Annotated in this window: 14 protein-coding genes; 1 reads left to right on the forward strand and 13 read right to left on the reverse strand. The window is 43.0% G+C overall.

Annotated features, from left to right (window positions below; all coding sequences use genetic code 11):
- Positions 1-178 precede the first annotated feature (178 nt).
- From R7M92_RS17325 to R7M92_RS17345, 5 genes are all read right to left on the reverse strand, one after another.
- On the reverse strand, positions 179-688 hold the full coding sequence (locus R7M92_RS17325) for an ATPase AAA (RefSeq protein ID WP_047104285.1): 510 nt from the start codon (positions 686-688) through the stop codon (positions 179-181).
- A 145-nt stretch (positions 689-833) separates the two neighbouring features.
- Complete coding sequence (locus tag R7M92_RS17330) at positions 834-1,187, reverse strand: DUF6404 family protein (protein ID WP_005377023.1); 354 nt, start codon at positions 1,185-1,187, stop codon at positions 834-836.
- A gap of 186 nt (positions 1,188-1,373) precedes the next feature.
- A complete protein-coding gene (locus R7M92_RS17335; RefSeq protein ID WP_203346223.1) occupies positions 1,374-1,967 on the reverse strand; it encodes a hypothetical protein in 594 nt (197 codons plus the stop codon).
- Positions 1,968-2,141: 174 nt separating this feature from the next.
- Positions 2,142-2,420: a hypothetical protein gene (locus R7M92_RS17340; RefSeq protein ID WP_033007115.1), complete on the reverse strand. Its 279-nt coding sequence runs from the start codon at positions 2,418-2,420 to the stop codon at positions 2,142-2,144.
- Positions 2,421-2,619: 199 nt separating this feature from the next.
- Positions 2,620-3,378, reverse strand: coding sequence for a hypothetical protein (locus tag R7M92_RS17345; protein ID WP_136977444.1), 759 nt, complete (start codon positions 3,376-3,378; stop codon positions 2,620-2,622).
- A gap of 728 nt (positions 3,379-4,106) precedes the next feature.
- Here R7M92_RS17345 and R7M92_RS17350 point away from each other — a divergent pair.
- Complete coding sequence (locus tag R7M92_RS17350) at positions 4,107-5,069, forward strand: integron integrase (RefSeq protein ID WP_017636093.1); 963 nt, start codon at positions 4,107-4,109, stop codon at positions 5,067-5,069.
- Positions 5,070-5,112: 43 nt separating this feature from the next.
- Here R7M92_RS17350 and R7M92_RS17355 read toward each other — a convergent pair whose 3' ends face one another.
- From R7M92_RS17355 to R7M92_RS17390, 8 genes are all read right to left on the reverse strand, one after another.
- Positions 5,113-5,586 carry a DUF2947 domain-containing protein gene (locus tag R7M92_RS17355; protein WP_017636094.1) on the reverse strand — a complete coding sequence of 158 codons (474 nt, stop codon included), beginning with the start codon at positions 5,584-5,586 and terminating at the stop codon, positions 5,113-5,115.
- A gap of 13 nt (positions 5,587-5,599) precedes the next feature.
- Positions 5,600-6,187 carry an HD domain-containing protein gene (locus R7M92_RS17360; protein ID WP_005376917.1) on the reverse strand — a complete coding sequence of 196 codons (588 nt, stop codon included), beginning with the start codon at positions 6,185-6,187 and terminating at the stop codon, positions 5,600-5,602.
- 1 nt (position 6,188) lies between these two features.
- Positions 6,189-6,773, reverse strand: coding sequence for a ribosomal protein S5-alanine N-acetyltransferase (gene rimJ / locus R7M92_RS17365; protein WP_213876434.1), 585 nt, complete (start codon positions 6,771-6,773; stop codon positions 6,189-6,191).
- A gap of 36 nt (positions 6,774-6,809) precedes the next feature.
- Complete coding sequence (tyrR, locus tag R7M92_RS17370; protein WP_017820442.1) at positions 6,810-8,354, reverse strand: transcriptional regulator TyrR; 1,545 nt, start codon at positions 8,352-8,354, stop codon at positions 6,810-6,812.
- A gap of 100 nt (positions 8,355-8,454) precedes the next feature.
- A complete protein-coding gene (locus tag R7M92_RS17375; RefSeq protein ID WP_064354116.1) occupies positions 8,455-9,495 on the reverse strand; it encodes a YcjF family protein in 1,041 nt (346 codons plus the stop codon).
- The gene (locus tag R7M92_RS17380; RefSeq protein ID WP_318133872.1) at positions 9,492-10,868 is read right to left on the reverse strand and encodes a YcjX family protein; all 1,377 of its coding nucleotides are present in this window, start codon (positions 10,866-10,868) and stop codon (positions 9,492-9,494) included. The genes R7M92_RS17375 and R7M92_RS17380 overlap by 4 nt, the downstream gene beginning before the upstream one ends.
- A 255-nt stretch (positions 10,869-11,123) precedes the next feature.
- Positions 11,124-11,309, reverse strand: a complete 186-nt coding sequence (locus R7M92_RS17385; RefSeq protein ID WP_005376906.1) for a hypothetical protein — start codon at positions 11,307-11,309, stop codon at positions 11,124-11,126.
- Positions 11,310-11,483: 174 nt separating this feature from the next.
- Positions 11,484-13,001 carry a fumarate hydratase gene (locus tag R7M92_RS17390; RefSeq protein ID WP_005376905.1) on the reverse strand — a complete coding sequence of 506 codons (1,518 nt, stop codon included), beginning with the start codon at positions 12,999-13,001 and terminating at the stop codon, positions 11,484-11,486.
- Between the last annotated feature and the right edge of the window lie 30 nt (positions 13,002-13,031).

Consider the following 13,031-nt stretch of genomic DNA (forward strand, 5'->3'; position numbering starts at 1 on the left):
AAAGCTGATAATAAAAGTAACTCTTTCATTTCTCGCTCTATGATTTTTCAGTAGTAAGTTCTAACGCCCTGTTAAGGTGTGAGCAACGCAATACGAAAGCCTCCGCACACCACCTAAATCACTAAAATCAACACATGGTAAAAATGCCACGCGTTGCGAATCACTCTTAAACAGTTTGTTAGCATGTTGTTTCCGCTACAAACTCATTCACTTGAGAGCGTGTTGTGAAACGTACTTTAGAACCGTGAAAATCTCTGAACAATTGCTGATGGAACTGTCGTGAACTTTTGGATTCGCGAACCGAGTATTCAGAAGCCCATTTTAATAATTCACAAAAATTCTTCTCCGCCTGTTCCTCATTAAGTTGCTTCGAGCTCTCCGAACCACGAGCATAAAGAGAACTTTCACATTCAGACCATTCCAAATCCAAAAACAACAGCATGTCAGCAGAAAAAATAAGCTGTTCGGCTAAAGCACCAAATACTCCCTCAACTACCCAGTTGCATTGAGACTTTATACTAGCAATTTCATTTTCGATTGCTCCGGTGGAGCGTTTTTGATTATAGCCACCTGGCTCCCATACAATCGAGTCCAAGTTAACTTCTTGCAAATGAAGTTTTCGGGATAACTGTTTCGACAACCAACTCTTGCCTGAGCCAGAATTACCGATGATGAGAATTTTCTTCATATTACTCCCGCATGCTAACGCCTTGTTAAGGTGTGAGGCACGCAATACCGAGGTTTCCGCATACCGCGTTAACCACTGAACTTAACGCATAGTAAAAATGCCACGCGTGCCGAATCACTCTTGAACAATTTGTTAGGTTTTGGGCTTATTCCCCCAGTGAACCCCAATCTGTTAGATTTAATTGCTTACGCCTAATGTAATAGAAGGTTGCCATAACCAAGCCAAACAAAGCGCCAGTAAGTAACGAAATGAAAACTGCTTCTAAAACTGGTTTACCTAACTCGTTCCACACAAGAAACCATTGAAATACTCCCCAAACAGGAGCAAAGAAAGTCGCACAAAGCATAACGTTTGCAAAGAAGCTTTGATAATAAGGCGGTGGAAAACACAGTCCTAGTTTACGTAACGACTTTACAAGTGGGGGATTGTAGTTCGACTTCCAAACACCTTTGTCACTTAATTCTTTGTGCGCAAGTTGTAGCTTCGTTTCATAATCCATGACCCAAAATCCTTGTATTCGATGTTTCCCGTGGAGAAACCTAACGCCGCGTTAAGTGGTGAACAACGCCAACCACCAAGCCTAAACCATTGTACCTTAAACACTTAACCTAACTTGATGCGAGATCGCCAAGCGTTGTGAATCCGCCTTAAACGCCTTGTTAGTTTTCTTATACTGGTTGTTGATTCAATGAAGCATAACAATACTTTTATATTGCATGATAACAGCCAACATTGTCCAAATAGCCAAAAAGCCTATACATTGCTTGTTTTCAATACTCAACTTTTTTGCGTCAATTTTATTCAACCAAGTAAAAAACAAAGTCACAGTCAATGATGAAAATATTAAAATAAGAACAAATATCTGGTCATTTTTAAAAAGCGTATGTGTACTAATTATACTTCCGAATAGCACAATTACACACATTGTTACAGTATAAGTCTGGAATAATAGCCTTAATTTATCTATGAATTTAAGCATCCGATAATCAGTAACAATTAAGAGGGTTGCGTTGAGAACTATTATTACAAACATACTTATCATAAATGATGTTTGACCGAAGTTTTCACCAAATATCTGATGATATACAGTGACAATTTCTTCATACGTTAGTCCAGCAAAAAAACCAAAAACTGTTGCCATTGATATGACAATTAATATTAACGCAGCAGCATCTAGAATTGAACTTCGATAACTGCTAAAGGAGCCTGGTTCTTCAGGATCGTCATTTATGTATGCCTTTATCTGATCGATATAGACACATATTTTTTTTATTTTCATAAGAATCTTATTCACGATATTAAGTAACCTCTACTACTTCAATGATACAAAGTAAACTAACGCCCTGTTAAGGGGTGAGCAACGCAATACCGAAGCCGCTGCATACCACCTTAATCACTTGAACCAACGCACAGTAAAAATGCCACGCGTTGCGAATCCCTCTTAAACAGTTTGTTAGGCGACATTTCTACGTTTAACTTCTTTCTCATACGAAGATTCGTTGTATAGCCAAATCGCCCAAAATGCGAAAAACATCCCGATCGTGTAAATTGAGTAATTAAGAGCATTATCCGATAAGAAAATCGTAATGCTTGCCGCATCAGAAGATGGATAAAGGAAAATAACATTAAAAATTATGTACAAGATGGCTGTGACGAAAGTTGTTCTGAACAGCCAATTTAAACATCCTTTCTTTCGCGATTTTTGCCAGTTATCAAATGCTTTGCCATTCATTAACCCACTCCTTTTCTGTTAACTGAAGCTAGATTCACGCCAAGATACTATCACTACTCTATCGTTTCGCTCATGTCGCCTAACGCCGCATTAAGGTGTGAGCAACGCTACCACGAAACTTAACCAGACCACCGTAAACACAATACCCAACGATGAAATGAAAAATGCCAAGCGTTGGGAATCACTCTTAAATGCTTTGTTATGTGCCTTTATCTGCTATATGTGTAAAGTACACATTTATAACTGCGGAAATAAACAATAGAAATGCGATGGTTTGCTGAATGCGAGCCATCCTAATACTGTCACGGTGCTTTCGTTCCTCTCTTTGATAAGCCGAAAGTGTATTCAGAGCCTGTGGGTTCACAGTTATGTTAGACAGATGGAGAACTTCATCTTTAAAACTAACATCTCCACTTTCTTGTAAGGCTAATAGTTTCCAGCGCAAGTCCATGTTATGGGTATAGTCAGTTCTATTTTCCGAGCTGTTCCCATAAATTTCACGCTTTAGTGCATAGAAATTGACTTTATTTGACGCATCTCTATGTTTTAGAACCACACTTAACAATTCAAATCTTTCGTAATAACTAATCGTTTTTTTATCTCGACTTTGTTCGAAAAACCACTTAACACGATTAATACCAAGAACATTATAAATATAAGCACTAAGCAACGTTGTATACTCTAATTGCCATAAGCGATAATGATGTTTAATCAACAAGTCGTATTGAGACAGTTGAGAGAACGGTATCTTGTGAGTCTCAGCATCATCACTGTCAGGGTCTGGATAATGGAAAGTTAGGACATTTTCACCTTCAATTGATTCCAGATAATATTTCTTCGAATCCTTAGCCCAGATAAAGTACATATCGTTATTTTCCAATGACGATTTAGAGCCAAGATAAACCCGTTCTCTAGCTTTAAATTTAACTAAAGACTTTAGCAAAAATTTTTTGAACATAGTTCTCCTTTGACGCTTTGGCACATAACGCCCTGTTAAGGGGTGACCAACGCCACCACCTTACTTAAAAACAGCACCGTAAACACGTTTACCAAATTTAACACCAAACCGCCAAGCGTTGGGAATCCCTCTTGAACAGTTTGTTAGTTGCCAAGCCCAAGGCAGTGACTTGAAGTTTACTGGACTTTGCCAACGCCCATATTTCGTATCTTGAGATACTTAGATCAGGCGCAGTTTCAAAGCGCCTGTCACTGAAACCACTTGGAATTTACAGCGCCGTAGAAAACGGAATTTGAACACCAAACAAACCTTTTGGAACGATAATGCAGCAGAGCAGGCTTTCAACAAGCTAATCAGCTTCTGAAACAGAAAACCCAAATCGCGCAAGGAACCAAAGCACGATTTTCACAACACCTAATAACTAGAAATTGAAATACGAAAACCTAGCCAAAAACACACGGATATTGGCCCTAAACATTCTGCTTTAGGTACATTTTTCCTCGTTGGCAACTAACGCTTTCTATACGGCGACTTGCCGTTTTTCTGGCAGGCTACCGCCTTCTTTCTTATCAAAAGCGCTATCAATCGTAGCACTTATATGTATGAAACAAATAGAAAAACAGTATGAATATGTGTGGTAGCGCGCGCAATTAGGCGGCGCACAGCACGCTAATTTCAAAAGTGGTGATACATTAACGGAGCTGTATAAATAAACAGGTTAATTTATCATGAAAAGTCAGTTTTTACTTAGTGTAAAAGAGCACATGCTTACTCGTCATTATGCGAATAAAACTATCGAAAGTTATCTATTTTGGATAAAACGCTTTATCACTTTTCACCAGCTTGCACACCCATCAACACTAGCAGAAGATGATGTCATTCAATTTCTGAGTTACTTAGCGGTAGAAGAAAAAGTTGCGGTAAAAACGCAAGCTTTGGCGCTGAACTCAATATCATTTTTATATCGTGATTATTTCAAAACCCCACTATCACTTGATATGAGATTTCAGAAATCTTTAACCGAAAAGAAACTTCCCGTTGTGTTAACCAGGGAAGAGATCCGAAGATTCGTTCAGCATATCGACCCGAGGTATAGACTCCATATTCAGCTGCTTTACGGCTCCGGGCTTCGAGTTATGGAATGTTTACGCTTAAGAGTTCAAGACATCGATTATGATTATGGTGCAGTTCGCGTTTGGCAAGGAAAAGGAGGTAAAAATCGTACAGTCACATTAGCCAAAGAACTGCATGAACCACTCAAAGCTCAAGTTAATTTAGCAAGAAACTATTACTTTAAAGATAGGCACATGCCTGGTTATGCGGGCGTATACATCTCTGAAGGTTTACGACGTAAATACCCAAAAGCGGAGCTAGATTTTAACTGGCACTTTTTGTTTCCATCAACAAAGTTAAGCGCAGATCGAGACACTGGTGAACTCAGAAGGCATCATATCAATGAAAGCGCAATACAAAGAGCGGTAAAGCGCGCGGCAAGCGACGCAAGCATTGAGAAAACTGTAACTTGCCACACACTAAGACACAGTTTTGCCACGCACTTATTGGAATCTGGCGCAGACATTAGAACTGTTCAGGAACAATTAGGGCATACTGATGTAAAAACCACGCAAATCTATACTCACGTTATCGAGCGCGGGGCTGGCGGCGTGTTGAGTCCATTATCCAGCCTTTAGAAAAACAAAGCCACCTCGAAAGGTGGCTTTGCTTTATAACTCGTTATTGACGAACACCGAGTTTCACATTGCCTTTTGAATCAAACCAAAGTGCTTGCGAACGGCGACGTCCTATTAGTATCGGACCATCGTCATAAAAGAGAAAGTTCTTCCAGTGCTTTTTAAAAATAGACCATTTCGTTTCGATGACATTGTACTTCTCGTAGCAAAAGTAAACGGTTACATCGTCTTGCCAATCGATATGTGCCTCAGCTTCCGCTGGCATGTCAGGATCATCCGACTCCCACGCAGCCATCCAATCCACAGTTTCAGACCAATTCGCCTCGTTCATTGGCCAGTCTTGGGAACTTAGTCTATCCATATCAGGGCTTTGAGCACTGATATTTTCTTTCCAAAATTGTGCTGAGCGGGCTTGGCTCATCGGCTTAATAAAAGCCAAATCTTCTTCTGGCACAGGCATCGACTGATGCGTAAAAATCCATTTTCTTTGGTATTCGTCCAAAGGCAAATAAGACATTCAGTCTCCTTTATTACGATTTCAGCCAACCTTTCTCTGTGGCTTCTTCAATCAACTCTTTCGCTTTGTCCCATAAGGTAACAGAGCCAAATTCAATTCGTTTATTAATGGTAAGTGCTTGTTCGCGTGAGACACCATGTTCCTTCCAACTCTGACCATTATTATGGTAGTTCAAGAGCATTGGAATTAACCGATCGAGTGCTTTTGCATACTTAGCATCATCGGTCTGCGCGGCTTCAAATTCATGCCAAAGCGCCAATAGCTCTTGCTCCTGATCGCTGGGTAACATACCAAACAAGCGCTCTGCGGCTCTAATTTCTTTTTCTGCTTGCTCTTGAGACGCAGCAGTATCATAAACAAAGGTATCGCCCGCGTCGATCTCTACAACGTCATGTATCAATAACATTTTCATCACTCGGCAAATATCAACAGGTGCATTCGCATGCTCTTCCATCAATATTGCCATCAGTGCGACATGCCAACTATGCTCACCACTATTTTCGAGGCGCCCTTCAGCACTTTTAACTCGAGTTCGGCGCAAAATGCTTTTGAGTTTATCGAGCTCGATTACAAGTGCTAACTGCTTTTCCAATCGTTCCATACTATCGCCCTTCTGGCTGCCAATTCGGATTAATAAGCGACGTTAGAACGTGGTCTTGCCACTCACCATTAATCAAAAGGTAATCTTTTGCATACCCTTCTCGATTGAAACCTACATGCTCTAGCACAGATTCACTGCGTTTATTGTGAGGCATGTAGCCAGCTTGAATACGATGCAGTTTCTGAACGTTAAACATGTAGTCGCAAGCCATGGTTAATCCACGACGCATATAACCATGCCCTTGCGCTTTTTCAGCGAGAGAATATCCGACGTTACAAGAATAAAAAGGAAAACGACTCAAACTACTAAAGGATATCGTACCTAGCATTTCACCCGAAGAGACTCTGACTAAAAGGCAATAATACCCCAATCCCATTCGATGCAGCTCATTGAGCTTGATAAGCTTTTGCAACCAACCGTTCACTGAGAAAAAAGCCTCTTCACGTTTCGGTTCAAACGGTTTCAGGTATTCTCGGTTCGCTTGAAAATATTCGGCAATCATATCTGCGTCACCGATTTCAGCGGTACGAAGAAGCAAGTCACCGTCCAACTTATGAACGGCGATAGATGAGCTGTTATCTTCCATTACAAATGATTAATTCCGTCTTTTCGTTCAATTCGATTAATTCTTACGTATACCGTAATCACGCAGTTTATTAGCGATTGAGGTATGCGATACATTTAAGCGCTTAGCAAGCTTGCGGCTTGATGGGAATGACTGATACAAACGTTCCAGAACTTGAGATTCATAATCACGCATGATCTCATCCAAAGAACCGTCGATGTTAAGCGTTGCACTACCAGCGCCGACTGACTGAGGCTGAGGTAAATTGAAGTGATCCGCGTTTAGTATATCACCATCCATTTCCGTGAGCGCTCGAAGAACCATGTTATCCAGCTGGCGCATGTTTCCTGGCCACTGATAATTTGCAAGGGCATCAACTAGACCATCATCAAACTCTGGCTTATCAATCCCAAGCTGTTGAGCATGTTTAGCCACAAACAACTCAAGCAATGGTGCAACGTCGTTTGAGCGCTTACGTAACGGAGGAATGCTGAGCGTAAGTACGTTGAGACGATAATACAAATCTTCACGGAACATTCCTGCTTCAGAAAGCTCGGCAAGGTTATGTTTTGTTGAAGCGATGATACGAACATCGACATGCATCTCATCTTCTGCACCGACACGACGGAAATTACCATCCTGTAGAAAACGTAACAGCTTGATTTGAAGGTGCGAACTCATTTCACCGATTTCATCAAGAAATACCGTCCCGCCATTTGCTTGCTCAAAGATGCCTTTGTGGCCTTGTTCATGATTAAATGAACCCGGCGCATGACCAAAAAGTTCGGTTTCTGCTACATCGTCAGGCATCGAAGCACAACTCAAAACTAGGAATGGCTTGCTCGCACGGCTAGAACGGCTGTGGCAAGCTTTAGCAAGCATTTCTTTACCGGTCCCCGTTTCGCCCTCAATCAACAATGGTTGGTCAAGCACAGACAGCTTCTTAGCTTGGTTCATTAGTGCTTTATGACGGTTCGATATACCAACAAAGTGCTCAAAACCCAGAGGATTATGCAGCGGTAGCGCTTCTTCAATTCTGGCAACTTGCTGACTAGAGCGAATCGTCATTAGAGTACTCGCTAGAGTCGAGTTTTGCGCTTCGTCTCGGATATAAACGGGCATCAACTCTAGAACATAGTCCAAGCCATCAATCACAAGGTTTTCCCGCGTTCGACCATTAACACCTTCAGACCAACGAGAGAAACGAACACTTGGTAACAAAGCACCGATTTGAGTACCAATCACTTCTTGCTTGTGAAGGCCAAGCAATGAAAGTGCAGACATGTTTGCCATGTCTACGGCACCTTTAAGATCAATGGCAAAAACCGGATCGGGCAAGTTATCAACTAACGAGAGCAGCTCCGTATTGTGGCGCTCCATCGGCATAAACTGGATTTTACGTACGTCTTTCACCCCCGGAATACGGCGGATTTCAGCCATCAGCTCACTAAACGTATCAAAATCAATATCCGGGCAATTCAAATAGATAATACCGCTAATATCGATTTCGATACCACGCAAGTCGATGCTTTTAGACGCTAAAATATCGAGCAGTTCTCGGGTCAAGCCGAGTCGATCTTCACATAAGACTTCAAGACGCACTTAAAATATCCCAATTCACAACTGTCAGGAAAAGTTGACAGTAGTTTCTATCATGCTTGGAATGGCGTCAAGCAATCCTATACATCAAAGTTGATATTCGTTACGGTTTCATCGTAATTGATGCAACTTTCGCCGCCACTGCCTTGCGTATGGTGCCCAACTTAACCTGACGGTCAGGATACCAGGGTAGTGGACGCAATAAGGTCATCGCTTTCAAGCCCAAACGTGCCGTTAGAATACCAACACCTAGTCCCTGCCCCGCACGAGCAGAAACTTTGCCAGCAAGATCCATCGACATCAAATCCATACTGGCATCAATAGCGAGCTCACTGGCACCAGCCGCCGCCATATTGACAAATACCGCTCTTAGTAACTTGATGCGAGAGGCATAACCTAGCTCTACCCCATATACCTTGGAGAGGTTGTCGATCATTTTGAAATTTCGCCAAGCCACCAGCAACATATCAGCGGCAGCCAGAGGGCTCACGGCGACTAGGGCCGCACACTCGGTTGCGTGCTGTGATACGATTTTCGTTGCCAACTTGTCTTGTTGGCTCACCACCATCGAGTCATACATATCAAGAATTTCAGCGTCACTATGAGCAGGGTTAATACTGTTCTGCCAACGATCAAAGCCCGGATTCTCTGCCATCACACCACTTTGTTCTGCTACGGTTTCGCAAAAGTCTTTCCCTTTCCCAACGCTCTCACTATTAACAAGTGCTTCTGCTTCTTCTTGAACACTAAAATGATTTCGTAGTTTTCGCAGTTTCCAAAGCTCTTTACCCATAGCTCCTAAACCAAGCGAAGCGATCGCAGCAATAAACCCCGTCCAGCTTAAGGCCAGCCAATCAGAAGCCTGAATTGCGGTTATAACCGAGTCCACCGCTTGCCAGCCAACCAAACCAGCAAAAGTTGCAAATGCGCCAGTCGCGAGCCATTTTCTGCCCGATTTTGGACGAATGACATGCTCGAGTTGCAATTCCTGTTCGGTCTCTTGGTGCGCTTCTTTAACTTCAACAGGTACAAATGTTTCTTTTTCGCCGAATGTTTGCTGCGCCGTCAACTCCGGTTGATTCGATTGCTGATCTTTTTCCATTACTTTTTCAGAGAAAACTTGTTTTTGCTTCAACTCACTCATTTCAATTTATCTCCAATCAGGTAATCCAGTGCTTTGTCTAAGCGTATGTGCTTCACTGGCTCATCATTCGGTGAGGGCATCGGACGAAACGACGTAAAATCAAACCCGTTGTTTTGCCAATAAGCTGCATTTGGTAGCTTTTTCGGCACCTCTCCGGGAAACATAGTCATCGGCTCACCACCCAATGTTGTTCCTTGTAACGCCGGGATGGTCTTATCTCCAGAGGAAATAAACCCCGTCGTGGTTGCTTGGATGGAAGCGATACTCATGCAGCTCATCTCAATATTCTCGTAGGCTGCCGTTTGCCATGCTGGATGCACCAGTTGTTGGAGCAGAGACACCAAATTTGGGTGCTGATCGGGCGTGATATGATCCGCTTTTGTAGCAGCAAACAACACTTTGTCGATTTTTGGTGAGAACAAACGACGCAAAAAGCTACTACGACCATAGCGGAAGCTATGCATGATCTGTTCTAGCGCTTGGCGCATGTCGTAAAACGCTTCATCACCGGCATTGAGAGGCTGCAAACAATCCACCAGTACAATCTGGCGATCGAAGGTCGCAAAATGATGCTTATAAAACGCTTTCACTACTTTCTGTTGGTATTCCTGAAAACGGGCTTCTAGCATCGCTAAGTTACTGCCCTTGGGCGCTTTGCTTTCCGAATCAGCACGACACGGAAAAAACTGTAGCACCGGCGCGCCTGCTAGCTCACCAGGTAATACAAAGCGGCCAGGCTGAACCCAATGAAGGCCAGCGTCTTTACAAGAATGAAGGTACTCTGTGTATGTGTGTGCAACTTTCTCAAGTAGTTTCTCATTCACTTCTGCAAAGAGATCCACTTTCTCCAGTTCAGAAAGCCAAGCTTTGGCTAAATCGCCACGCTGGCCTTTAAGTGCATCAAACTGAGTTTGCGACCACGTTGCAAAGTCCATGTCCAATAAAGGCAGGTCGAGCAACCACTCTCCTGGATAGTCGATAATATCAACATTTAAAATTGCGGTTTTACTCAACAGCTTTTTCGTAGTTTTATTTGGTTTGTACTTGAGCGCTAAGCGAATCTCACTCACATCACGTGTCGGTACTGGCCACTGAGGTGGAGTGGCATGAATTTGGCTCATCGCCTCATCGTAAGCAAAGCGTGGCACCATCATATTCGATTGAGGCTCACGCTTCGCCCCAATAAGGCGCTTATCTCTAGCCGCAGTCAAAAGAGGCAAATTGTCATGGGTTGCAGTATGAAGAAGCTGATTCACTAATGACGTGATGAATGCCGTCTTACCGGCACGAGAAAGTCCGGTGACAGCAATTCGAACATTAGAGTCCATACCTCTGTTGATAAAGTCATTAACTTCTTTCTTTACTCTCTTCATTACGCTTCTTTATCTTACTCCACTTTAAAACAACGTTGTCAGCGACTTCGAATTTCGAGCTATGAATACTGTTCTATCCCGAATCCTATGAGTTTAACTTTATATACCTTAATAAAAGATGAACAAAACATCCGGCTTAATGCTGTGTTAAAAAAGAAAAGCCCCTGAGTGGTTCAGAGGCTTACTTAATCTACAGCATTAGTAACTCTATATGCGCTGATTACTATGTTAAACAGGAACCCGCTTTCTTTAAGCCTAGTCGTCTTCGATTAACTTATAGATAACAAATAGAGCGATTTCTAAAATCAACCACAACACACATGTGATGGTCACGTACTTTTCATCAAAGATGCTGATACCGTGAAGAATCAAGTCATAGCCAACAAAGCCACCTATCACTACAGCAAGAATAATTTGTAGAATCTGAATAAAACGAGGCATGCCGTCTCCTAATTATTGTTCGCATAACGTTTGATTGCTATGCCTAAAGGTTTATATCCTTAATTATATAGACAAAAAGTGCAGGTTTCGCTGCACTTTTGTCAATTGTTTGCTAGGTAAATCAGCACCTTGTCACATTCTCTCTACTGAGACGCAGCAAGATTGCCCTTTGCCTTATGCTTCCATCTCTTGAATTTTCACTTTCCAAGTGTCTGGACCAATTTGGTGCGCGTTAACACCATTTGAGTCGACAGCCACTGTTACTGGCATATCTTCAACTTCAAATTCGTAAATCGCTTCCATACCTAAATCTTCAAATGCGACAACGCGAGCTTTCTTGATCGCTTTCGCCACCAAGTATGCAGCGCCACCTACAGCCATTAGGTAAACCGCTTTGTGATTCTTGATAGATTCAACCGTTGCAGGGCCACGCTCAGCTTTACCGATCATGCCCATGATGCCGGTCTTTTCTAGCATCATGTCGGTGAATTTATCCATACGCGTAGATGTTGTTGGGCCAGCAGGACCAACGACTTCATCACCAACTGCATCGACAGGGCCTACGTAGTAAATGAACTTACCGTTTAGATCTACGCCTTCAGGTAGACCTTCACCGTTATCTAGCATGCCTTGAATACGTTTATGCGCAGCATCACGACCAGTCAGAATTTTACCTGATAGAAGAACCGTTTCGCCTGTCTTCCACTCTTGTACTTCTTCTTTAGTAATTGTGTCTAAGTTTACGCGACGCGTATTTTCGCCCGCTTCCCAAGTGATATCTGGCCAATCTTCTAGTTTAGGTGGTGTTAGCTCTGCTGGGCCGCTACCATCAAGCGTGAAGTGTACGTGACGAGTCGCCGCACAGTTCGGGATCAAACAAACAGGCTTAGAAGCCGCGTGCGTTGGCGCAGTTTTGATTTTAACGTCGACAACAGTCGTCAAACCGCCAAGACCTTGCGCACCGATACCAAGTTTGTTCACGCGATTGAAGATATCCAAACGAAGCTCTTCTTCTGCGTTTTGTGGACCACGGTCGATAAGCTCTTGAATATCGATGTGTTCCATTAGAGATTCTTTTGCCAATACCGCTGCTTTTTCAGCCGTACCGCCGATACCAATGCCAAGCATGCCAGGAGGACACCAGCCCGCCCCCATAGTTGGTAGCGTTTTTTCTACCCACTCAGCAATATCGTCAGATGGGTTTAGCATCACCATCTTAGTTTTGTTTTCGCTACCGCCGCCCTTCGCAGCGATCTGAATTTCAACTTTATCGCCCGGAACCATGTTGATATGTACGACGGCAGGCGTGTTGTCTTTGGTATTAATACGTTTACCGGCAGGATCCATAAGTACTGACGCACGCAACGGGTTATCAGGGTTCGTGTACGCTTGTCGAACACCTTCATCTACCATCTGCTGAACCGTCATGTCGGTCGAATCCCATTGCACGCCCATACCGATGTTGACGAAACACGTCACAATACCAGTATCCTGACAAATTGGACGGTGACCTTCTGCGGACATTCGGGAGTTAATTAAGATCTGAGCAATCGCGTCTTTAGCGGCTTGGCTCTCTTCGCGGTGATAGGCTTTTTCAAGAGCTTGAACAAAGTCTAGCGGGTGGTAGTAAGAAATATACTGTAGCGCATCAGCGACACTGCTGATGACATCCTGCTTGCGTATTACCGTCATTACATGCCTCGTTATAGTTATGCTTCCATT

This window comes from Vibrio sp. Vb2880 (genome assembly GCF_033337975.1).
GTDB lineage: Bacteria > Pseudomonadota > Gammaproteobacteria > Enterobacterales > Vibrionaceae > Vibrio > Vibrio alginolyticus.